Here is a 22,900-nt window from a genome sequence, read left to right on the forward strand (position 1 = left end):
CGTGCTCGGGGGATGCAGCGCCACGTCATCACCGGAGCCCACGTCGCCACCGTCGACGCCGCCGGGGCCGAGCACCCCGGCGGCCACGTGGTCGTCGACGACCGGCGGATCGTCGCCGTCGGTGCGGGGGAGCCGCCCGCCTGGGCTCTGGACCGCCGGGCGCCGAACGATGAACCAGGAACCCCTCCGTCGGCCTGCATCCGCCCCGAGCGCGAGCCGTGCCGGAGAGGCGCGGTCCCCAACGAGAGGCGGTCCTCGCCGAGAGAAGCAAGAAGCCGTCCGCTGTCCCCTTCCGCGCACTCTCGAGGAGTTCCCACGGTCGATCATCCCTCCGTCGGCGAGTCGCAGCACTCGTCTCGACTGTGCCTGTTCGCCCGCGTCCGCGTCCGCCCCCCGCCGAAGAAGCCTCCCGTCACGGCGGCGGCCGATCGTCGACGACTCACGGCGGTTCCGAGGACCGGGGCGCCGGTCCGGCGGATCATCGCGGTCGGCGCGGCCTCACCACCCACCCGAGCCCTGAACGGCAGGGAACGCCGTCGCGTCGGCGAGGGAGCACTCAACTGCTGTTTCTGTGCCTTTCTCGTCCGCTTCCGCCACCGATGCGGGCGAGCGGTCGATGTGCAGGCAGGCTCCAGCAGCCCGAATCATCGGTTCCCCGTCATCAAGGAGTCCTCATGCTCGTACCGCCTTCCGAACCCCGCCGCCCCCACCGGAGTCCGCGCGCGGCTGCCGCGTCCGCCGTCCTCATCGCCGCGCTCATCGGCTGTGCCGCCCCGCTGGCTCACGCCGACGAGCGCGGAACGACCGCTGCCTCGGACGCCTTCTCCGCGCTCTCGCCCGAGGCGGACCTGCTGGGCGTGCGCTCGGCTCTCACTGCCGACCGTGACGGCCGGGCCGGTATCGACCTCGAGGGCGCTGCCGTCTCTCAGCGCGTCCTTCCGACCTTCCGTACGACGGCCGGCGACACGGAGCCCGCTCCGCTCGGGGCGCCCGCGCCGACTGCGGTCCCGGCTCCGGTCGCCCCGGCTCCCGCAGCCCCCGCTCCGGATGCTCCGCACGACGGGCAGGCGCACCTCCGCGTCCTGGTGCGGGCCGAGTTCGACCTCGAGAAGGCGGGGCTCGACCACTCTCTGCTCTACCCGGGCGAGACGGTCCCGGTCGGCACCCCCGTCTCGTTGCGCTACGACGTCGAGAACACGGGCTCGGTCGCCGTCTCCTCCCTCGGTCCCGGTGCCGAAGCACTGGCGCCGGGCCGTTCGACGGAGTTCGTCGTGGCCGGTCCGACCGTCACCGAGGAGGACCTCGCCGCCGGCGTGATCCTCGTCTCCGGATCGGTGAGCGGTACGACCGCATCGGGGCCCTACACGTCGCCGGTGGCCGAGGACCGGATCGCCACCACGGGTGAGCACATCGGGGTCGACGTCCAGACGACCGGAAGCTTCCACGTCGCTCCCGGCGCACCGGTCGAGGTCGGCACGATCGTGGAGTTCCGCCACCACGTCACGAACGTCGGCGAGGTCCCCCTGATCTTCCAGGACCCGGCCGTGGGGACGCTCGCCTCCGGAGCTTCCGCGGACGTCGTCGACAAGCCGGTGGCGCTGACCGCCGAGGACATCGCTGCCGGACGCGTCCAGCTGTGGCAGATCTGGGACTACGACACTCCGACGGATCCGCGGCAGGGAGTCTCCACCTACTTCGAGTTGCCGATTCCCCGAGTCCGGTCCTGAGCCGCGCGGCGAAGGCTGGGGGATCCACCTCCGCCGCCATCGTCCGCTCGGCCCCGAGCGCAGCCTCGAGTCACGAGGAGCAAGGCCTCCCGGTCTCGGCGCCGGACGTCGAGCAGGGCCACGTGCACCGACGTCGGTGGCTTCCGCCTGCGCGCTCGCTCGGGGCGCTCGCCGGGTCACGTCCGGGATCCGCGGGAAACGACCGCGAAACACCGTGCTGCCATGCTCGGAGGATGCAGCGCCACGTCATCACCGGAGCCCACGTCGCCACCGTCGACGCCGCCGGGGCCGAGCACCCCGGCGGCCACGTGGTCGTCGACGACCGGCGGATCGTCGCCGTCGGCGCGGGAGAGCCGCCCGCCTGGGCGCTCGACGGCCGGGCACCGACCGGGCTCCCGTCCGCGGAGCCGATCGTGCTCACCCGCGTCGACGGCCGCGGCCACCTGCTCACCCCCGGGCTCGTCAACACCCACCACCACCTGTACCAGTGGCTGACCCGCGGCTGGGCGCAGGACTCGATCCTCTTCGACTGGCTCGTCGCGCTGTACCCGGCCTGGTCGCGGATCGACGCCGACCTCACCCGGTCCGCCTCGCTCGGTGCGATGGGGGTGCTCGCCCGCTCGGGCTGCAGCACCGTGGGCGACCACCACTACGTCTTCCCGCGCGGCTCCGGCGACATCGTCGGCGGCATCGTGGACGCCGCCACCACGCTGGGCCTGCGGCTGCACGCGACGCGCGGCTCGATGGACCTCGGCGAGTCGCAGGGCGGGCTCCCGCCGGACTTCGCGGTCGAGACGACCGCCGCGGCGCTGCAGGCGAGCGGCGAAGCCGTCGAGCGGTACCACGACGCCTCGTTCGACGCGATGGTGCGCGTCGCGATCGCGCCGTGCTCGCCGTTCTCGGTGACACCGGATCTGCTGAGCGAGTCGGCGGTCCTCGCCCGGCAGCTCGGGGTGCGCCTGCACACGCACGGCTCCGAGACGGTCGAGGAGGACGCCTACACCCGCGAGGCCTTCGGGATGTCGCCCACGGACTACCTGGAGTCGCTCGGCTGGCTCGGCGACGACGTCTGGATGGCGCACGGCGTGCACCTCGACGACGACGCGATCGCGAAGTTCGCCGCGACGGGCACCGGAGTCGCGCACTGCCCCTCGTCGAACGCGCGGCTCGCGGCGGGCATCGCGCCGATCCCGCAGCTGCTGGCTGCCGGGGCTCCGGTCGGGCTGGGCGTGGACGGCGCGGCCTCGAACGAGTCCGGGCAGCTCGGCTCCGAGATCCGCGCGGCCGTGCTGATGAACCGGCTGCGCGCCGGCGCCGACCGGATGAGCGCCCGGCAGGCGCTCTCGATCGCGACGATCGGCGGCGCGCGCGTGCTCGGCCGCCAGGACGAGATCGGCTCGATCGAGGTGGGCAAGCTCGCCGACCTGGCGCTCTGGCGGATCGACGGGATCGAGCACGCCGGCATCGCCGACCCGGTCGCGGCCCTCGCTCTCGGCGCGCAGCCGCCGCTGACGCTGCTGCTCGTGAACGGGCGGCCCGTGGTCGCGGACGGGCACCTCGTCGGCGCAGACGAGGACGCGATCGCCCGGGAGGTCGCGGCCGCGAGCGCGGAGCTGGCCTCGCGCGTCTGACTGAGCACGGCCCGGATCGCGGACCACCCTCCGCCGCCGAGGGAGCGGCCCGCGCGGCGGCCCGCCCTCCTTCGCTGATCGAGTAGCCCGCGAAGCGGGCGTATCGAGATCCACCACCGTCAGAACGCGAGTCTGCAGACCCGCCCTGCTGGTGGTGGCGGGTCTCGATACGCCCCTGCGGGGCTACTCGACCAGCATGTCTGCGGGCGTGTCTTCCAAGGAGATCCGTTGTCGTCCGCGGGGCGGTCTGCAGGCCCGGCGCGCTGACGAGCGTGGGTCTCGATACGCCGCTGCGCGGCTACTCGACCAGCATTGAGGCGCTGGCGATTCCATGGAGGGTCGCCTCTTTGTTGATCGAGTAGCCCGCGGAGCGGGCGTATCGAGATCCACGATCGTCAGCAGGGGGGTCTGCAGACACCGCGTGCTGGCGGTGGGGGGGTCTCGATACGCCCCTGCGGGGCTACTCGACCAGCATGGTGAGTCGCGTCCGCGGTCGGCGCGAGGCGCGTCCGAGGTCAGCCGGGGGGTGCGCCCGCGTCGACCGTCGGCACGGGAGCCGCGTCGGGGTGCAGCAGGCGCCAGACGCGGTCGCGGGAGACGGGCAGGGCGTGCGGCCGGACGCCGACGGCGTCGCGAACGGCGCTGGCGAGGGCGGGGGCCACCGGGTTGTAGGGCGCCTCGCTCATCGACTTCGCGCCGAACGGGCCCAGGTCGTCCGCCGTATCCGCGAAGTAGACCTCGGTCGGCGGCACGTCGGCCATCTGCGGGATGTGGTAGTTCCGCAGGATCGCCGTGGTCACGGTGCCCTCGCCGTCGAGGATCACCTCCTCGTACAGCGCCGAGCCGATCGCCTGGGCGACGCCGCCCTCGACCTGCCCGCGGAGCTGCGCCGGATTGATCACGAAGCCCGCGTCGACCGCCTGCACCGACTGCAGGATCCGCACCTCGCCGGTCGGCGCGTGCACCGCGACGCGGAAGCCCTGCACGTTGAAGGCGAGCGAGCGCTGCGCGCCGTCCTCGCTGCCGATCGCCGACACCGGCCCGCCGGCCGCGAGCACCAGGTCCGCGTAGCTCACCCGCGTGCCGTCGGCGGCGAGGAGCCCCTCGTCGTCCGGCTCGAACTCGCTCCCGTCGTGACCGGTGAGCCGCTTCGCCAGCGAGCGCAGGTCGGCGAGGAGCCGCAGCGCCGCGCTGTACACGGCCTTGCCGGCCACCACCGTCCCCGCCGAACCGAACGCGCCCGTGTCGTACCGGGCCGCGGCGGTGTCCGACTGGCGGATCCGCACCCGGTCCGCCGAGGCCCCGAAGGCACTCGCGACGAGCTGCGTGTGCACGGTCGTCGTCCCGTTGCCGAACTCCGCGGTGCCCACTCCGATGGTGAGCACGCCCTCGGCGTCGACCGACACGGTCGCCTCCGAGAAGTGGCCGCGCGGGGGCAGCGTCGCGATCATCGCGACCGCCATGCCGCGCCCGGTGCTCCAGCCCGGTCCCTCGGGGGCAGCGGCCCCGGTCGCGCGATCGAGCGCCGCCTCCGCGAGATCGAGGCACTGGTCGAGCCCGTAGGAGGCGAAGCCGATGTCGTCGCCCTCCACATGGGTCACCACGAGCGGCTCTCCCGGCTTCACCGCGTTGATCCGCCGCAGCTCGAACGGGTCGATGCCCAGCTCGCCGGCGAGCTCGTCCATCGCCGACTCGATGCCGAAGATCACCTGGCCGAGGCCGTAGCCGCGGAACGCGCCCGAGGGCAGGTTGTTCGTGTAGACGGCCTGCGCGTCGACGCGCTTGTTCGGCGCCGTGTAGGTCGCGACCGACTCCGAGGTGCCGTGGAACATCACGCCGGGGCCGTGGTTGCCGTAGGCGCCGGTGTCGGAGAGCACGTCGACGCTCAGCGCGGTCAGCCGCCCGTCGCGGTGCGCGCCGAGGGTCACGTCGACCCGCATCGGGTGCCGGCAGGGCGCCATCGTGAACTCGTCGGAGCGGGTGAACTCGAACTGCACCGGCCGCCCGGTCGCCAGCACGGCCAGCGCGACGACGTCCTCGGTGAGGATCTCCTGCTTGCCGCCGAAGCCTCCGCCGACCCGCGCGGTGAACACCCGCACGCTCGCGGGGTCGCGGTCGAAGATCCGCGCGATCTCGTCCCGGACGAGGAACGGCACCTGGGTGGAGGTGCGCAGCACCAGCTCGTCGCCCTCGAGCCAGCCGATCGTGCCGTGGGTCTCCAGCGCGGTGTGCGCGACGCGGGAGGTCGTCCACCGGCCCTCGATCACGACGTCCGCCTCGGCGAGGCCGGCGGCGACGTCGCCGTACTCGCCGTGCAGCTCGGCGACCACGTTCGAGCCGGGGTCGGCGATGCGCGAGGCGATCGGGTCCTTGTCCCCATGCAGGAGCGGGGCGCCCGGTGCGCGCGCCTCCTCCGGGTCGAAGACCGCGGGCAGCAGCTCGTACTCGACCTCGATCGCCCGGCAGGCGGCCTCGGCCACTCCGACCGACTCGGCGACGACGACAGCGACCCGCTGGCCGCGGAAGCGCACGACGGTGTCGAGCATCCGGGTGTCGTCCGGGTCGTCCAGTCGCGACTCGTGCCGCGCGGTGGAGTAGAGGATGTCCGGCACGTCCGCGGCCGTCAGCACGGCGACGACGCCGGGCATCGTCGCGGCGACCGCGGTGTCCATCGAGAGGATGCGGGCGTGCGCGTGCGGGCTCTGCAGCACCTTGAGGTGCAGCAGCCCGGGCACGGCGACGTCGAGCGTGTACGGCTCCTGGCCGGAGACGATGCGGCGGCCGGCCGGGGCGCCGAGGGAGCGCCCCACCCGCGATTCGTCGGCGGAGGTGCGCCCGGTGCGGCGCACGGGGGTCAGCCCGGTGGGCGGCTCGCAGACGTGCTCGGACACGGCCTCGCGGATCGGCCGGTAGCCGGTGCAGCGGCAGAGGTTGCCCTTCATCAGGCGGGGGAGGTCCTCCTCGCGCGCCCCCTCGAGGGCGCTCGCAGTGACGACCATGCCCGCTGTGCAGAAGCCGCACTGGAACGCGGCGTGGTCGACGAACGACTGCTGCACCGCGCCGGGTTCCTCCGGAGTGCCGAGTCCCGCGGCGGTGGTGACCTCGCGCCCCTCGATGCGGTGCGCGGGGTAGAGGCAGGAGTGGAAGGGCGTGCCGTCGACGAGCACCGAGCAGGCGCCGCAGTCGCCCGCGTCGCAGCCCTTCTTGACCTCGAAGTGCTCGTGGTCGCGCAGCAGCGTCCGCAGCACCTGGCCGGGGCGGGGCGACGCGTCGACCGGCTCGCCGTTGACGGTGAATCTCATGCGGCGCCTCCCGCGGTCGGGGCAGGCTCGGTGATCGGCTCCGGCTCGCCCGTGCCGTCCAGCTCGCCGCGGATCTCCTCGGCCAGCACGCCCACCACCGCGCGCCGCCAGTCGGCCGCCCCGTGCGGATCGGTGAACCAGGTCGTGATCCCGCCGATCGCGCTGTCGAGCTCTGCGGAGGAGGGGAGCGCCGGCCAGCGGAGCACCTCGGGACGGATCGTCGCGGCCGTCACCGTGAGCACGAACGCCCCGTCAGCGTCCACCCGGCCGATGACGAGCGCTCCGGAGCGCCCGAGCGGCGACAGCGCGATCTTCCGGTACGCCGTCCGCGCCGCCAGCGCCCGGCGCGGGAACTCGATCGAGCGGACCACGTCGCCGTGCCCGAGCGAGGTCGTCATGTTGCCGGTCACCAGCTCGGCCACCGGCACGAGAGCGTCGGAGCCGTCCGCTCGCCAGACCAGCGCCTCGGCGTCGAGCGCCGCAGCGAGGCTGATCATCGGCCCGGCCGGGAGCGCGTTGGCGATGTTGCCGCCGACCGTCGCGACGTTCCAGATCTTGAACGAGCCCAGCAGTGCCGTGCAGCACTGGAAGAAGAGCGGGTGCGCGGGCCGACCACCGTCCGGCATGGCCGACAGCTCGGCGAGCGTGCAGGTCGCCGCGATCGAGAGGCCGTCCGCCGTCTCGCGGTACGGCTCCCAGCCGAAGCCCTGCAGGTCGAGCAGCTCGTCGAGGTGGTCGTGCGGGAGCGAGAACACCCAGGACCCGCCGCCGATCACCGCGGTGCGCGGACCCATCGAGGCCAGCTCGGCGCGCTCGCGGACGACGCGCACGCGCTGGATCGTGTTCAGGTCCATGCCGCGCCCTCCGCTCGGTGCGCCGACGGCGCGCTCCGTCCAGTGAACCCCAGACGTGTGACGCTCGTGTTTCCGAGCCCGCCGCGGAGGCTCAGCCGAGCGACGCGACCCACTCCGAGCTGCCGTCGACGAACGACTGCTCCTTCCAGATCGGCACGGTCGCCTTGATGTCGTCGACCAGGGCCGCGCAGGCCTCGAAGGCCGCGGCGCGGTGGGCGGAGGCGACGGCGCAGGCGAGCGCGAGGTCGCCGACCACGAGGTCGCCGACCCGGTGCACCGCGGCGACGCGCACCTCCGGGAACCGCTCGGCGATCCGCCGGACCGAGGCGAGCAGTGCGGCAGGCGCCTCGGGGTGCGCCTCGTAGGAGAGCCGGAGCACCCCGCGTCCCTCGTCGTGGTCGCGGACGATTCCGGCGAAGGTGACGACGGCGCCGTGGGTCGGCGACTCGACGGCGTGCTCGCACTCGTCGACGGTGACGGGGTCGCGGGCGATCCGGGCCAGGGCGACGGGATCAGCGGACATGGTCGCCCCCGCCCAGCTGGTCGAGCACGTGACCGATGATCGGCTCGAGCACCTCGATGCCGTCGCGGACGCCGCCGGGGGAGCCGGGCAGATTGACGATCACGCTCCGGCCGCTGACCCCCGCGCGCCCGCGGCTGAGCACGGCAGTGGGGACGTGCGCGGCGCCGCGGGCGCGGATCGCCTCCGCGAGTCCGGGCAGCTCGCGCTCGAGCAGCGGCGCGGTCTGCTCCGGAGTGACGTCGCTCGGTGCGACGCCGGTGCCGCCGGTGGTGATCACCACGTCGATGCCGGCCGAGAGGGCGTCGGAGATCGCCTCGCCCACCGCGTCGCCGTCGGCGACGACGACCACGCGGCCGCTCCAGCCGCGGCTCTCGAACCAGGTCAGCAGCGCCGGACCGGTGCGGTCCTCGTAGACGCCGGACGCGGCGCGGGTGGAGGCGACCACCGCGACCGCGGTGCGGCTCACGACCGGCTCCACGAGCCGCTCCTGCCGCCCTCTTTCGCCAGGACGCGGATCCCGGTGATGACGGCGCCGCGGTCGACGGCCTTGATCATGTCGTAGACGGTGAGCGCGGCGACGCTGACCGCGGTGAGCGCCTCCATCTCGACGCCGGTGCGGCCACTCGTGCGCACGCGCGCCTCGATCCGGACCCGGTCGTCGCCGGGCTCGAGGTCGATGTCGACGCCGTCGAGCACCAGCGGGTGGCAGAGCGGGATCAGCGCGGAGGTGGCCTTGGCGCCCATGATCCCGGCGATGCGCGCGACGCCGAGCGCCTCGCCCTTGGGCAGCTCGCCCTGCACGAGGAGGCGGACGACGTCGGGGGTCGTCTCGACGAACCCCTCCGCGACCGCGACCCGCGAGGTGACCTGCTTGCCGCCGACGTCGACCATGTGCACGGCGCCGTCGCCGCGGACGTGGGTCAGCTCGGTGCCGTCGGCCGTCCCGCCGCTTCCGGTCGTGTCCGTCGTGTCAGTCATCGATCCTCCAGATCTCGACCGTGTCTCCGGTCGCGGCGTGCTCGGTCCCGATCGGGACGTGGATGAGCACGTTCGATCGAGCGTAGGACGCGAGCAGGTGCGAGCTCGGGCCGCCGACGGCGTGCACGAGCCCTTCGTCGTCGAGGGTGCCGCGCCGGATCTGGTGCAGGTGCCCGGGGGAGTCGAGCGGCGTGGCCAGCCGGGCACGCAGCCGCGGACGCTCGGCCGGCAGCCGGCCGGCGAGCGAGCGGAGCACGGGCCGCAGGAACAGCTCGAACGAGACCAGGGCGCTCACCGGGTTGCCCGGCAGCGACACGATCGGCAGGTGCAGGTCGTCGCGGACCCGGACGAGCCCGAGGCCCTGCGGTCCGCCCGGCTGCACGGCGACGTGGCCGAACTCCGAGCCGGCCGCCCCGAGCGCGTCGCGGACGACCTCGTAGGCGCCCGCGCTGACACCGCCGACGGTGATCGCGAGGTCGGCCTCGGCCGCATGCGCGTCGAGGAGCGCGAGGAGGTCCTCCGCCCGGTCGCTGCCGCAGGGCACCACGATCGGCAGGCCGCCGGCCTCGCGGACCGCCTCGGCCAGCAGCGAGCCGTTGGCGTCGTAGATCTGCGCGTCCTCGAGCTCCGAGCCGGCCGCGCGGATCTCGTGCCCGGTCGGCACGACCAGCACGCGGACGCGGGGGAGCACCTCGACCTCGGTCAGGCCGAGCGAGGCGAGCAGGCCGTAGTGCGCGGCGCGGAGGACGGTGCCGGCGGGCAGCGCGAGCTCGCCCTGCTTGGCGTCGCTGCCCCGGGCGCGGACGAAGGCCGCCGCGACGACGGGGCGCGAGAACGCCACCTGGGCGTCGGTGCTGCCCGGGGCGGGGAAGCGCGGGGGGTCGACGGTCTCGATCGCGACGACGGCGTCGGCCCCGGCCGGCAGCGGCGAGCCCGTCATGATCGGCACCGCGGTGCCCGCCTCGTGCCGAGGAGCGCGGTCGCCGGCCGGGATCGGTGCGGCCACGGGCAGCGAGACCGGGCTGCCGGCGCTCGCCGCGGCGAGGTCCGCCGCACGCACCGCGAAGCCGTCCATCTGCGAGTTGTCGAAGCGCGGCAGATCCAGCGGAGCGTCGACCGAGCGCGCGAGCACCCGGCGGTCGTACGCGCCCGGGTCGGCCGCGACGGAGGCCGGAGCGAGCGCCAGCGTCTCGCGGGCGCCGCGGGTGGCCAGCGGCGAGAGCAGCGCGCGCACACGGGCGGCGTGCAGATCGATCGAGGTCATCGGGTCCTCTCGGAGGTCCTGGCCGGCGAAAGCGCTCCTGACGGCGCGGGGCGTTCCTGACGGGGCGGAGGCGTTCCTGACCGGCGGCAGGGACGTCTCCATCTTGCCCGCTCCGGCCCGGATCCGGCGCGTAGTCTGTCCGGATGAGCACAGCACTCGGGATCCCCGGCATCCGGCCCCGCCCACGCGGTGCGGTCCTCCCGGCCGAGCGGCCCGAGACCCCGCTGCTGCTCGACAGCTACGGCCGCGTCGCCGACGACCTGCGCATCTCGCTGACCGATCGCTGCAACCTCCGCTGCACCTACTGCATGCCGGCCGAGGGGCTGCCGTTCCAGCCGCCCGCCTCGCTGCTGAACCGCGAGGAGATCGTCCGCCTCGCCCGCATCGCCGTCGAGCAGTTCGGCGTCCGCCAGATCCGCTTCACCGGCGGTGAGCCGCTGCTGCGCAAGGACCTCGTCGACATCATCCGCGACGTCGCCGCGATCGAGCCGCGCCCCGAGATCTCGCTGACCACCAACGCGATCGGCCTCTCCGGCCGCGCGCAGTCGCTCGCCGACGCGGGCCTGGACCGGGTGAACGTCTCGCTCGACTCCATCTGCGCCGAGACCTTCGCGAAGGTCACCCGCCGCCCCTTCCTCGACCGGGTCCTCGCCGGCATCGACGCGCTCGGCCCCGCGGGGCTCAAGCAGACCAAGATCAACGCGGTGCTCCTGCCCGGGATCAACGATCACGAGGCGGCCGAGCTGCTCGCCTGGGCGCTCGCCGGAGGGCACCAGCTCCGCTTCATCGAGCAGATGGCCCTCGACGCCGACCACGGCTGGGACCGCTCGACGATGATCACGGCGGCGATGATCCGCGACCTGCTCTCGGAGCGCTTCGTCCTCACGCCCAACGCCGCCCCCCGCGACGGCGCGCCCGCCGAGCTCTTCGACGTCCGCGCGATCGGCTCCGACGCGCTGCTCGGCACGGTCGGCATCATCGCCTCCGTCACCGAGGCGTTCTGCGGCGACTGCCGCCGCACCCGGCTCACCGCCGAGGGCGGCGTCCGCAGCTGCCTCTTCTCCAACGAGGAGACCGACCTGCTCGGCGCGATGCGCTCCGGCGCCGACGACCACCACGTCGCCCAGCTCTGGCGCGGCGCGATGTGGGCCAAGCCGGCCGGCCACGAGATGAACCGGGACGGCTTCGTGCAGCCCGAGCGCACCATGAGCGCGATCGGCGGCTGAGCGTGCGCGTCCGCTACTTCGCCGCGGCGAAGGCCGCCCTCGGGCGCGCCTCCGACGAGCTCGACGGCGTCGCAGACCTGGCCGCCCTGGAGGCGGAGCTCGTCGCCTCCGCGCCGTCCGCCGCCGACGTCCTCGCGCGCTGCAGCTACCTGGTCGACGGCGTCTCGACCACCGACCGCGCCACCCCGCTGCCCGCGGGCGCCTCGATCGACGTCCTGCCGCCCTTCGCCGGCGGCTGAAACCCGCGCCTCTCGCCTCTCTGCAGGCTCCTGTCCGTTCTGCAGGCTCCTGTCCGTTGTGCAGGCTCTTGTCCGTTGTGCAGGAGATCTCGGCTCCGGTCGGCCGCGCCGCACGGCGAGACGCGCGGGGAACGCGGAAGACCTGCGAATCGCACCTCCGACCGGCGACCGGATCAGCGCCAGCCCACCATCCCGCCGAGCAGCGAGTCGGAGGCGATCCCCGCCGCCGCCGCGCGGTCGGCCGCGATCCGCGAGCGCACGCCCGAGGCGCAGTGCAGCACCAGCGGCCCCGCGGGCAGCAGCGCCGGATCGAAGCGCGACATCGGTAGCCGCACGGCCCCGGGGATCGCGACGGAGCGGTCCTCGTCGTCCTCCCGCAGATCCACGACCGTCGGCGGCGTCGGCCCTACGAGCCGCGCCCGCAGCTCGTCGGCGGTCACCGCTCCCGCGACGGCGAGCACCGCAGCCACCGGCGGCACCGCGCGGGCCAGCGGCAGCTCGCTCCACGAACCGTCCAGCGCGTCGTGCACCACCACCCGTCCGAACAGCGGCTCGCCGACGCCCGTGACGAGCTTCACCACCTCGCTCGCCATCGCCGAGCCGATCGCCGCGCAGAGCGAGCCGAGCACCCCGACGGTCGCGCAGCTGTCGGCCGCGTCCTCGGCCCCGGGGTGCAGGGCGCGCAGGGTGACCCCGCCGCCCGGCGCGGCCGCCCAGAAGGTGGACAGCTGCCCGTCGAAGCCGAGCGCCGACCCCCAGACGTGCGGGACACCGGCCCGGGTCGTCGCGTCGGAGGCGAGGTAGCGCGAGCCGAAGGTGTCGAAGCCGTCGACCACCACGTCCCAGCCCGCGACGAGCGCGTCGGCGTTCGCACCGGTGAAGGAGACGGGGAAGGCCTGCACGTGGATCCCGGGGGAGAGCCGCCGCGCGGTCGCCGCCGCGGACTCCGCCTTCGACGAGCCGATCGACGACTCGTCGTGCGCCGTCTGACGCGCGAGATTGGACGCCTCGACGACGTCGCCGTCGACGATCCCGAGATGCCCGACTCCGGCCGCGGCGACCGCCGTGATCACGGGGGAGCCGATGCCGCCCGCGCCGAGGACGAGCACCCGCGCGTTCCGCAGGCGGCGCTGCCCGAGCTCGCCGAGCGGCGACAGCCGGATCTGCCGGGCGAAGCGCTCGCGCTCGGCGGCGCTCAGCGCCGGCCCCGGCTCCACCAGCGGGATCACGGCGCCACCTCGTCGAGCCGCCACTGGCCCTCCACTGCGATCGCGCGGAACCCCACGGCCTCGTTGACGGCGAGCATCGGCCGGTTCTCCTCCGCGTTCCAGGTGTAGACGGCACGGCAGTCGGGGTCGGCCGCGGCCAGGTGCTCGAGCGCGTCGAGCTTGAGCAGCATGCCGAGCCGGTGCCCACGATGCGCCGGCTGCACGAGCGTCGCGCCCCAGAGCGCGGCGCGGCCGGGCAGCACGTCGACGGTGCAGTAGCCGACCGGCCGGTCCTCGTGCAGGGCGACCGAGGTCAGCTCCACCCGCCCGCCGGCGGTCGACTCGCGGTCGTGCGCCTCGAGGCGCTCGCGGGTCCAGGTCTCCTCCGGCACCGACAGCCCGGCCGTGGGCGCCTGCGCGGACATGCTGGCGCGCAGGGCGAGCATCCCGTCGACGAGCTCCGCGGGGGTCGCGCCGCTCCAGTGCCGCAGCTCGTAGCCCTCGGCGTGCGCCAGGGCACCGCGGCGCCGGGACGCGGCGAGCACCGGGTCCAGCGGCAGCCGCACCGCGCTGACCCGCTCCACCTGCTCCAGCACCCAGCCGCGGGAGGCGAGCCAGCGCGCGCCGGGGTCGTCGGCCGGAACGGAGCCCGCCCCGGAGCGCGCGGCCAGGCGCGGCCCCCTGCGGTCGGCCCGGTGCGCCGTCCAGGTCTGCAGCACGGTCCGCCCGAGCGCGTGCGCCTCCGCCGTCAGCCGCTCCAGCAGGGCGGAGCCGACCCCGCGCCCGCGCTCCCCGGCGAGGACGGAGAACGCCAGCCAGGCCGCGTCGTCGCCCTCCTCGGTGCTCCAGTGCAGCTCGCCGCTGCCGACCGCGCGGGCTCCGTCGTCCGTCATGACCTCGGCGAGGAACGCGCGGCGCGGGTCGAACTCCTGCTGCCGCCACTCGCCGAGGTTCGTCTCGGCGGGGAAGCCGAGCTCGTCCGTGCCGGTGCCCTCGGCCTCGACGGCGTTGCCGATCGCGGTGAGGGTGACGAAGTCGTCCCAGCCCTCGGCGCCCGGGTGCTCGGGGATCGGCAGCTCGCGGATCCGGAGCGCGGGGTCGGTGGGGCTCGTCACCTCCCCAGTGTGCACGCCGCCGGGCCGCACCGCGCGGTTCCGGGGCACGACGGAGCCTGTCGAGTACCGTAGGGAGCGTTTTCGAGCGGAGCGAGGCGGCCGGGTGTACCTGAAGAGCCTGACCCTCAAGGGGTTCAAGTCCTTCGCGCAGCCGACCACGTTCGCCTTCGAGCCCGGGGTCACCTGCGTGGTCGGGCCCAACGGCTCCGGCAAGAGCAACGTCGTCGACGCTCTCGCCTGGGTGATGGGGGAGCAGGGAGCGAAGACCCTCCGCGGCGGCAAGATGGAGGACGTCATCTTCGCCGGCACCTCCACCCGCGGCCCGCTCGGCCGCGCGGAGGTCGCGCTCACCATCGACAACACCGACGGCGCGCTGCCGATCGAGTACACCGAGGTGACGATCAAGCGCACCCTGTTCCGCAACGGCGGCAGCGAGTACGCGATCAACGGGCGCGCCTGCCGGTTGCTCGACGTCCAGGAGCTGCTGAGCGACTCCGGTCTCGGCCGCGAGATGCACGTGATCGTCGGCCAGGGCCAGCTCGACGCCGTCCTGCACGCGACTCCGGAGGAGCGCCGCGGCTTCATCGAGGAGGCGGCCGGCATCCTCAAGCACCGCCGCCGCAAGGAGAAGACCCTCCGCAAGCTCGACGGCATGCAGGCGAACCTGACCCGCCTCTCCGACCTCGCCGGCGAGATCCGCCGCCAGCTCAAGCCGCTCGGCCGCCAGGCGGAGGTCGCCCGGCAGGCGCAGACCATCGCCGCCGTCGTCCGCGACGCCCGCGCGCGCCTGCTCGCCGACGACGTCGTCACCCTCCGCACCGCGCTCGACGGCTTCGCCCGGACCGAGAGCGAGCGGCACAGCGAGCGCCTCGTGCTGCAGGAGCGGCTCGAGCAGAGCACGCTCCGCACCGCCCGCATCGAGTCCGAGATGGTCGGCGACGCGGTCGACGACGCCCGGCGCACCACCTTCGAGCTCGAGTCGGTGCAGGAGCGGCTGCGCAATCTGGCGGCGCTCGCCGGCCAGCGCCTCGCCCTGCTCGAGGCGGAGTCGGAGCAGCCCGCCGTGCAGCCCCGCGTCACGGCGCCGATGGTCGAGGAGGCGCGCGCCGAGCTGGAGCGCCTCCGGGTCGCCGTCCTCGACGCCGAGACCGCATGGACCGACTCGCAGAAGGCGACGGTGCGCGCTCGCGGCGCCCTGGACGCGACCGACGAGGAGATCGCGGCGCAGTCGGCGCTCGTCTCCCGGCACGACCTCGAGCTGTCCAAGCTCACCGGCCAGGCCGACACCGCCGCCTCACGCCTTGCCGCCGTCCGCGGCGAGGTCCTCCGCGCGCAGAACACCCTCGACTCCGCCGTCCAGCGCCGCGAGGCGGCCCAGCGCCAGCTCGACGCGCTGGAGGACGAGATCGGCGAGGCCGGCGGCGGCACCGACGGCACTCTCGACGAGGGCTACGAGCTCGCCCAGTCCTCGGTCTTCGAGGCCGAGGGCGAGATCGAGCGGCTCCGCGAGGAGCTGCACGCGCTGGAGCGCGAGCGCGACGGACTCGCCGCCCGCCGCAGCGCCCTCTCGCTCGCCCTCGACGTCTCGGACGGCTCGGCCGAGCTGATCGCCACCCGCCTCGACGGCATCAGTGGCCGCGTCGCCGAGCGGATCCAGGTCCGCCCCGGCTACGAGGCGGCGATCGCGGCGGCCCTCGGCGCGGCCGCCGACTCCGTGCTCGCCGACTCGCAGCCCCACGCCGAGGCCGCGCTCGACGAGGCGATCCGCCGCGAGCTCGGCCGGGTCGAGCTGCTGATCGGCGACGCCGCCCGTCCCACCCTCGCCATCGAGGTTCCGGAGGGAGCGACCCGCGCGCGCGATCTCGTCACCGGCCCCGACGGCGTCCTCGCCCTCCTCGAGCAGGTCGTCGTCGTCGACGACCTCGACACCGCCCGACGGCTCTGGCCCGCCCTGGCCGGCGGCGAGCACCCGGTCACCGTGGTCACCCGCGACGGCGCCTCCGTCTCCGACGCCGTGCTCAGCGGGGGAGCGGGCGGGCAGCGCAGCCGCCTCGAGCTGGTCTCCGAGCGCGACGCGGCCGCGAGCCGGCTGGAGGAGATCGAGGGCCGGATCGACCGCCTCCGCTTCGACCTCGCCGAGCAGACCGGCGCCCTCCGTGCCGCGAAGGAGCAGTCGCGCCTGGCCCTCGCCGCCCTGCGCGAGCACGACGCCGCCCGCGCCGCGCACACCGAGCGCCTCGGCCGGGTGCGGGCGCAGCTCGAGGGCGCCACCGCCGAGCTCGGTCGCGGCGAGAAGGCCCTGACCATCGCGACCGAGCGGGTCGGCGACGCCGAGACCGCGGCGCAGAAGGCGAAGGGCGAGCTGGACGTCGCCCGCTCGCGCCCGCGCCCGGTCCTCGACGTCAGCGCCCGCGACGGCCTCCAGCGCGAGGTCGACGCGGCGCGCGAGCGCGAGATCGAGGCGCGCCTCGGCGTCGAGACCGCCAAGGAGCGGGTCCGGGCCGAGCAGTCCCGCGGCGAGTCGCTCGAGCGCCAGCTCGCCGCCGACCGCGCCGCCGCCGACGAAGCCGCCCGCCGCGCCGTGATCCGCCGCCGCCAGCACGACGCCGCGGCCGACGTGACCGGCGCGATCCCCGCGGTGCTCGCCTCCGTCGACCGCTCGGTGCAGCAGTCGCGCGCCGAGCTGCTGCGCGCCGAGACCGCGCGCTCGCAGCAGAACGAGGAGCTCCAGGCGCTGCGCCGCGAGGAGGGCGTGCTCCGCGACCGGCTGCAGAGCGTCACAGAGAGCGTGCACGGTCTGGAGCTGCAGATCTACGAGAAGCGCCTGCAGCTCACCGGGCTGCTGGAGCGCGCCGGCTCCGAGCTCGGACTGGTCGAGGACGTGCTGGTCGCCGAGTACGGCCCCGAGGTCCCGGTCCCCGAGGAGACCGACGCCGAGGCGCCCGCGCGCCCCTTCGTCCGCGACGAGCAGCGCCGCCGGCTGGACAAGGCCGAGAAGCAGCTCGGCCAGCTCGGCCGGGTTAATCCGCTCGCCCTCGAGGAGTTCGCGGCTCTCGAGCAGCGCCACGTCTTCCTCACCGAGCAGCTGACCGACCTCACCAACACGCGGCGCGACCTGCTGACCATCATCGAGGAGCTCGACGAGACCATGCAGACGGTCTTCGCCTCGGCCTTCGACGACACCCAGGCCGCCTTCGCGGACGTCTTCCCGGTGCTCTTCCCCGGCGGCACCGGCAGCATCCGGCTCACCGACCCGGAGAACCTGCTCACCACCGGCATCGAGGTCGCGGTGCGCCCGGCCGGCAAGAAGATCGAGCGGCTGTCGCTGCTCTCCGGCGGCGAGCGCTCGCTCGCCGCGGTGGCCTTCATGGTCGCGATCTTCAAGTCGCGGCCGAGCCCGTTCTACATCATGGACGAGGTGGAGGCTGCGCTCGACGACGCGAACCTCGGCCGCCTGCTCAGCATCTTCCAGGACCTCCGGACGTCGAGTCAGCTGATCGTCATCACGCACCAGAAGCGCACGATGGAGATCGCCGACGCCCTCTACGGCGTCTCGATGCGCCAGGACGGCGTCTCCGCCGTGGTCGGTCAGCGCGTGGAGGCGCCGGCGGTCTGATGCCCGGGTTCGATTCGCAGGCGATGCCGCCCGCAGGCCTGTCCTGCCGCAGGTCCAGGCGCCGCGAAGGGCGGATCGCCTGCAGATCGGACGTCCACCCGCCGGTAGCCTGGGCGCATGGCAGAACGCAGCTCCTGGTCGCTCGGTCGCGCACTCCGCGGCCTGTTCGAGAAGCGCACGATCGACGAGCAGACCTGGGACGACCTCGAGACGGCCCTGATCACCGCCGACTTCGGGCCGGACATCACCGAGGAGATGGTCGAGGACCTCCGCGCCAAGGTCGCCCGCTACAACACGACCGATCCGCGCGACCTCCAGCGGATGCTCCGCGAGTCGCTCGAGGAGCGCCTCTCCAAGTACGACACGACCCTCAAGCTCAGCGAGCGCCCGGCGGTCATCCTGGTCGTCGGCGTCAACGGCGTCGGCAAGACCACGACCATCGGCAAGTTCGCCAAGTTCCTCCGCAACTTCGACCGCAGCGTCGTGGTCGGCGCCGCCGACACCTTCCGCGCCGCCGCGGTCGACCAGCTCGCCACCTGGGCGCAACGCGCCGACGCGCAGATCGTCCGGCCGCAGCAGGAGCGCCAGGACCCGGCCTCCGTCGCCTACCAGACCGTCGAGTACGCGAAGACCCACGGCATCGAGATGGTCATCATCGACACCGCCGGCCGCCTGCACACCAAGGGCGGCCTGATGGACGAGCTCGGCAAGATCAAGCGCGTCGTCGAGAAGCAGGCGCCGATCTCCGAGATCCTGCTCGTCCTCGACGCGACCACCGGCCAGAACGGCCTGATGCAGGCCCAGGCCTTCATCGAGCACGCCGGCGTCACCGGCCTCGTCATCACCAAGCTCGACGGCTCGGCCAAGGGCGGCTTCGTCCTCGCCGTCCAGGAGAAGACCGGCATCCCCATCAAGCTCGTCGGTCAGGGCGAGGGCATCAACGACCTCACCGGCTTCACCCCCCACGTCTTCGCCGCCCAGCTCGTCGCCTGACCCGGGCAGCCCTCCCTCCCCCTCCGCGAGATGCCACTTGCGCCCTCGACACGCCGTGAAACGCGCGCACAAGTGGCATCTCGCGACGGAGTTCAGACGCCTACGCAGCGTGAGTCACCGTCGACGGCCGGGCCGCGAGTGGACGCGAACCGGGTTCTGCGGGCAGGCCACGGTCCGAGACGGGTCGACTCGGCGAACAGCCCTCTCGAATGCCGGCCCCTCTGCTGATCGAGTAGCCCGCGGAGCGGGCGTATCGAGATCCACCAGCGTCAGACAGCGAGTCTGCAGACCACCCCTGCTGACGCTCACGGGTCTCGATACGCCCCTGCGGGGTTACTCGACCAGCAAGGGTCCCCAGGACCCCATCCGCGAGATGCCACTTGTGCACGCGACACGCCGTGCAAGGCGTGCACAAGTGGCATCTCGCGGAGAGAGCGGGTCAGACCGCCTGGGAGAAGCCGAGGGCCGCGTCGGCCAGGTGGCGCAGGTGCTCCGGAACCGGCAGGCCCTTCGACTCCATCGAGCGGGCCCAGAGGCGGCCGGCGCGGTAGGAGGAGCGGACCAGCGGCCCGGACAGCACGCCGAGGAAGCCGATGTCCTCCGCCTCCTCCTTGATCGCGACGAACTCCTCCGGGTGCACCCAGCGGTCCACCGGCAGGTGCCGCGGGGTCGGGCGGAGGTACTGCGTGATCGTCACGATGTCGGTGCCCGCGTCGTGCAGGTCCTGGAGCGCCTGCGAGATCTCCTCGCGCTCCTCGCCCATGCCGAGGATGAGGTTCGACTTGGTGATCAGCCCCGCGTCGCGCCCCTGGGTCAGCACGTCGAGCGAGCGCTCGTAGCGGAACGCCGGCCGGATCCGCTTGAAGATGCGCGGCACCGTCTCGACGTTGTGCGCGAACACCTCCGGCCGGGCGTCGAACACCCGCTGCAGGTGCTCCGCGCGCCCGGTGAAGTCGGGGACCAGGATCTCGACGCCCGTCCCGGGCGCCTGCGCGTGGATCTGCCGGATCGTCTCGGCGTACAGCCAGGACCCCTCGTCCGGCAGATCGTCGCGGGCGACCCCGGTCACGGTCGCGTAGCGCAGGTTCATCCGCGCCACCGACTCGCCCACCCGGCGCGGCTCGTCGGCGTCGTAGTCCGCGGGCTTGCCCGTGTCGATCTGGCAGAAGTCGCAGCGCCGCGTGCACTGCGAGCCGCCGATCAGGAAGGTCGCCTCGCGGTCCTCCCAGCACTCGAAGATGTTCGGGCAGCCGGCCTCCTGGCAGACGGTGTGGAGCTCCTCGTCCTTCACCAGCGACTGCAGCTGCCGGAACTCCGGGCCCATCACGGCCTTGGTCTTGATCCACTCGGGCTTGCGCTCGATCGGCGTCTCGGCGTTGCGCACCTCGAGGCGCAGCAGCTTCCGGCCGCCGGTCTCGGCGCTCACGCCGCGACCCCTGCGACGACGTCCACGACCGCGAAGGCGGGCGCCGCCTCCCGGAACCGCGCCTCGACCCGGGCGCGCACCGCCGCCATCGAGGGCGCCTCGCCGCGCTCGCGCTCGACGGTGGTCACTCCGGCGTCGGCGATGCCGCACGCGACGATCCGGGAGTAGGGCTCCAGGCTGTTCGACACATTGAGCGCGAAGCCGTGCATCGTGACGCCGTGCGCCACCCGGATGCCGATCGCGGCGATCTTGTCGGCGCCCTCGCCCCGGCGGATCCAGACCCCCGAGCGCCCGTCGACCCGCACCCCGGCGACACCGAGGTCGTCGAGCACGTCGATCAGCACGCCCTCGAGCGAGCGGACGTAGGCGACCACGTCCACCGGCTCGCGCAGCCGCACGATCGGATAGCCGACCAGCTGCCCCGGCCCGTGCCAGGTCAGCCGTCCGCCTCGGTCGACGTCGACCACGGGGGAGCCGTCGACCGGCCGCTCGTGCGCCTCCGTGCGCTTGCCGGCCGTGTACACGGCGGCGTGCTCGCAGAGCACGAGCGTGCCCGGCCGCGAACCGGCGACCACCTCGCCGTGCAGCCGGCGCTGCAGCTCCCAGCCGTCGCGGTAGTCCAGGGGATCCGCGGCGTCGCCCGCGAGCAGTGTCTCGATCACCCGGCCACCTTAGACGAGTTCCTGCACTCGGTACAGTTAATCGACGCGGGCCGCCGTCGTCCGACCTCCGGGAAGGCTCCGGTAGAATTCCCGGCATCATGGCTACTTTCGGCACCCTCTCCGATCGACTCGTCGAGACCTTCAAGAATCTGCGCACGAAGGGCAAGCTCTCGGCCTCGGACGTCGACGGCACCGTCCGCGAGATCCGGCGCGCGCTGCTCGACGCCGACGTCGCGCTCGACGTCGTCAAGGCGTTCACCGGCAAGATCCGGGAGCGCGCCCTCGGCGACGAGGTCAACAAGGCGCTGAACCCCGCGCAGCAGGTCGTGCAGATCGTCAACGAGGAGCTCGTCGCGATCCTCGGCGGCCAGTCGCGCCGCCTCGAGTTCGCCAAGCGCCCGCCGACGGTCATCATGCTCGCCGGCCTCCAGGGCGCGGGAAAGACGACCCTCGCCGGCAAGCTCGGCAAGTACCTCGGCAAGGACGGCCACACCCCGCTCCTCGTCGCGGCCGACCTCCAGCGCCCCAACGCGGTGCAGCAGCTGCAGGTCGTCGGCGAGCAGGCCGGCGTCGCCGTCTACGCGCCCGAGCCCGGCAACGGCGTCGGCAACCCGGTGAAGGTCGCGCAGAACGCGATCAAGTTCGCCACCGACAAGCAGTACGACACCGTCATCATCGACACCGCCGGCCGCCTCGGCGTCGACGCGGACATGATGAAGCAGGCCTCCGACATCCGCCGGGTGACGAACCCGGACGAGGTCCTCTTCGTCATCGACGCGATGATCGGCCAGGACGCGGTCGCCACCGCGAAGGCCTTCCAGGAGGGCGTCGACTTCACCGGCGTCGTCCTCTCCAAGCTCGACGGCGACGCCCGCGGCGGCGCGGCCCTGTCGGTCGCCTCGCTCACCGGACGCCCGATCCTCTTCGCGTCCACCGGCGAGGGCCTCGACGACTTCGAGCAGTTCCACCCGGACCGCATGGCGAGCCGCATCCTCGACCTCGGTGACGTCCTCACCCTCATCGAGCAGGCGCAGAGCGCCTTCGACGAGGACGAGGCGCGCAAGATCGCCGAGAAGATCATGGGGGACACGTTCACCCTCGACGACTTCCTCGGCCAGATGCAGCAGCTGCGCAACATGGGCTCGATCAAGAAGATGATCGGCATGCTGCCCGGCGCGAAGGGCATGCGCGAGCAGCTCGACCAGTTCGACGAGCGCGAGATCGTCCGCACCGAGGCGATCATCCAATCGATGACCAAGGCCGAGCGGGTGAACCCGAAGCTGCTGAACGGCTCGCGGCGCCTGCGCATCGCGCGCGGATCCGGCATGACCGTGACCGACGTCAACCAGCTCGTCCTGCGCTTCGACCAGGCCGCGAAGATGATGAAGACCGTCGCCAAGGGCGGCGTGCCGAACGTCCCCGGCATGGGCCCCGTCCCCGGTGCCGGCTACCAGGGCCGCCCGAAGCCGCAGAAGAAGAAGAGCAGCAAGTCGGGCAACCCGGCCAAGCGCGCCGCGGAGAACGCGGCGATCAGCTCCGGCCCGCAGTCCACGAACGCGGGCGGCTCGGGCTTCGGCCTCGGCGGCGGGTCCGGCGCGGGTGCGCAGCCCACTCCGGAGGAGCTGGAGCAGCTGCAGAAGCTCCTCGGCCGATGACGGGCGTGCGCGCCGGTCTCGCGGTCGCCGCGGCGGCCGCCGTCGCCCTCGGCCTCGCCGGCTGCTCCGAGGGCTCGGGAGTGGACGCCGCGTCGGCCCCGGCGCCGGACGAGCTCGTCGGCCGCTGGGTCACGGGAGTGTCCTACGAGTCGCCCGAGGTCCCGTTCCTGCTCCTCGCCGAGGACGGCACCTGGACCGGCTCCGACGGCTGCAACGGCGTGCAGGGCGAGTGGTCGATCGACGGCGAGGGCGCGCTGACCGTCGACGCGGGCCCCAGCACGATGATCGCCTGCGACGGCGTCGCCCTGCCGATGATCTTCGCCGACGCGATGATGGCCTCGATCGACGGCGGTCGCCTCCGCCTCTTCGACGCCGACGGCGCCACCACCGTCAAGCTCGCCCGCTCCACCAGCGACGACGCCCCCACCGCGTCCCCCGACCCGGCCGGCGAGTAGCCGCCCCGGTCGGCCTCCATTGGTCC

General features: G+C 73.7%; 18 protein-coding genes. 8 read left to right on the forward strand and 10 right to left on the reverse strand.

The annotated features are described in order from the left end of the window. The first annotated feature begins 674 nt into the window (after nt 1-674). Nucleotides 675-1,727, forward strand: a complete 1,053-nt coding sequence (locus tag EDF17_RS06350; protein WP_123445695.1) for a hypothetical protein — start codon at nt 675-677, stop codon at nt 1,725-1,727. Between the two features lie 233 nt (nt 1,728-1,960). Beyond that, nucleotides 1,961-3,358 carry an 8-oxoguanine deaminase gene (locus EDF17_RS06355; protein ID WP_123445696.1) on the forward strand — a complete coding sequence of 466 codons (1,398 nt, stop codon included), beginning with the start codon at nt 1,961-1,963 and terminating at the stop codon, nt 3,356-3,358. A gap of 515 nt (nt 3,359-3,873) precedes the next feature. Here the strand turns inward: EDF17_RS06355 and EDF17_RS06360 are convergent. From EDF17_RS06360 to glp, 6 genes are all read right to left on the reverse strand, one after another. Continuing rightward, nucleotides 3,874-6,660: a molybdopterin-dependent oxidoreductase gene (locus EDF17_RS06360; protein ID WP_123445697.1), complete on the reverse strand. Its 2,787-nt coding sequence runs from the start codon at nt 6,658-6,660 to the stop codon at nt 3,874-3,876. Further along, nucleotides 6,657-7,514 (reverse strand): FAD binding domain-containing protein, encoded by an 858-nt coding sequence (locus EDF17_RS06365; protein WP_123445698.1) that lies wholly within the window; start codon nt 7,512-7,514, stop codon nt 6,657-6,659. Before EDF17_RS06365 ends, EDF17_RS06360 begins: the two co-directional genes overlap by 4 nt. Nucleotides 7,515-7,605: 91 nt before the next feature. Next, nucleotides 7,606-8,037 (reverse strand): molybdenum cofactor biosynthesis protein MoaE, encoded by a 432-nt coding sequence (locus EDF17_RS06370; RefSeq protein WP_123445699.1) that lies wholly within the window; start codon nt 8,035-8,037, stop codon nt 7,606-7,608. Then, nucleotides 8,027-8,503, reverse strand: a complete 477-nt coding sequence (locus EDF17_RS06375) for a molybdenum cofactor synthesis domain-containing protein (RefSeq protein ID WP_123446009.1) — start codon at nt 8,501-8,503, stop codon at nt 8,027-8,029. Before EDF17_RS06375 ends, EDF17_RS06370 begins: the two co-directional genes overlap by 11 nt. Continuing rightward, entirely contained in the window at nt 8,500-9,015 is a 516-nt protein-coding gene (moaC, locus tag EDF17_RS06380; RefSeq protein WP_123445700.1) for a cyclic pyranopterin monophosphate synthase MoaC, read from the reverse strand. The genes EDF17_RS06375 and moaC overlap by 4 nt, the downstream gene beginning before the upstream one ends. Next, nucleotides 9,008-10,279 carry a gephyrin-like molybdotransferase Glp gene (gene glp, locus EDF17_RS06385; RefSeq protein ID WP_123445701.1) on the reverse strand — a complete coding sequence of 424 codons (1,272 nt, stop codon included), beginning with the start codon at nt 10,277-10,279 and terminating at the stop codon, nt 9,008-9,010. The genes moaC and glp overlap by 8 nt, the downstream gene beginning before the upstream one ends. 143 nt (nt 10,280-10,422) lie before the next feature. On the opposite strand from glp, the gene moaA reads away from it, so the two are divergent. Both moaA and EDF17_RS06395 read left to right on the forward strand, forming a co-directional pair. Then, nucleotides 10,423-11,505 (forward strand): GTP 3',8-cyclase MoaA, encoded by a 1,083-nt coding sequence (moaA, locus tag EDF17_RS06390; protein ID WP_123445702.1) that lies wholly within the window; start codon nt 10,423-10,425, stop codon nt 11,503-11,505. Nucleotides 11,506-11,507: 2 nt separating this feature from the next. After that, nucleotides 11,508-11,744, forward strand: coding sequence for a MoaD/ThiS family protein (locus EDF17_RS06395; protein ID WP_208110574.1), 237 nt, complete (start codon nt 11,508-11,510; stop codon nt 11,742-11,744). Nucleotides 11,745-11,917: 173 nt separating this feature from the next. On the opposite strand, the gene EDF17_RS06400 is transcribed toward EDF17_RS06395, so the two are convergent. After that, nucleotides 11,918-12,973 carry a HesA/MoeB/ThiF family protein gene (locus EDF17_RS06400; protein ID WP_123445703.1) on the reverse strand — a complete coding sequence of 352 codons (1,056 nt, stop codon included), beginning with the start codon at nt 12,971-12,973 and terminating at the stop codon, nt 11,918-11,920. After that, complete coding sequence (locus EDF17_RS06405) at nt 12,970-14,067, reverse strand: GNAT family N-acetyltransferase (protein WP_133671924.1); 1,098 nt, start codon at nt 14,065-14,067, stop codon at nt 12,970-12,972. Before EDF17_RS06405 ends, EDF17_RS06400 begins: the two co-directional genes overlap by 4 nt. A 103-nt stretch (nt 14,068-14,170) precedes the next feature. Between EDF17_RS06405 and smc the strand changes: the two genes are divergently transcribed. Both smc and ftsY read left to right on the forward strand, forming a co-directional pair. Further along, a complete protein-coding gene (gene smc / locus EDF17_RS06410) occupies nt 14,171-17,683 on the forward strand; it encodes a chromosome segregation protein SMC (RefSeq protein WP_123445705.1) in 3,513 nt (1,170 codons plus the stop codon). A 117-nt stretch (nt 17,684-17,800) separates the two neighbouring features. Next, a complete protein-coding gene (gene ftsY, locus EDF17_RS06415; protein ID WP_123445706.1) occupies nt 17,801-18,676 on the forward strand; it encodes a signal recognition particle-docking protein FtsY in 876 nt (291 codons plus the stop codon). 439 nt (nt 18,677-19,115) lie between these two features. On the opposite strand, the gene lipA is transcribed toward ftsY, so the two are convergent. Both lipA and lipB read right to left on the reverse strand, forming a co-directional pair. After that, nucleotides 19,116-20,102, reverse strand: a complete 987-nt coding sequence (gene lipA, locus EDF17_RS06420; protein ID WP_185019956.1) for a lipoyl synthase — start codon at nt 20,100-20,102, stop codon at nt 19,116-19,118. Beyond that, complete coding sequence (gene lipB, locus EDF17_RS06425) at nt 20,099-20,764, reverse strand: lipoyl(octanoyl) transferase LipB (RefSeq protein ID WP_123445707.1); 666 nt, start codon at nt 20,762-20,764, stop codon at nt 20,099-20,101. The genes lipA and lipB overlap by 4 nt, the downstream gene beginning before the upstream one ends. Before the next feature lie 98 nt (nt 20,765-20,862). Between lipB and ffh the strand changes: the two genes are divergently transcribed. Next, on the forward strand, nt 20,863-22,419 hold the full coding sequence (gene ffh / locus EDF17_RS06430; protein ID WP_123445708.1) for a signal recognition particle protein: 1,557 nt from the start codon (nt 20,863-20,865) through the stop codon (nt 22,417-22,419). After that, nucleotides 22,416-22,874 carry an META domain-containing protein gene (locus tag EDF17_RS06435; RefSeq protein ID WP_123445709.1) on the forward strand — a complete coding sequence of 153 codons (459 nt, stop codon included), beginning with the start codon at nt 22,416-22,418 and terminating at the stop codon, nt 22,872-22,874. Before ffh ends, EDF17_RS06435 begins: the two co-directional genes overlap by 4 nt. Nucleotides 22,875-22,900 lie beyond the last annotated feature (26 nt).

It is taken from the genome of Rathayibacter sp. PhB1 (assembly GCF_004362935.1).
GTDB lineage: Bacteria > Actinomycetota > Actinomycetes > Actinomycetales > Microbacteriaceae > Rathayibacter > Rathayibacter festucae.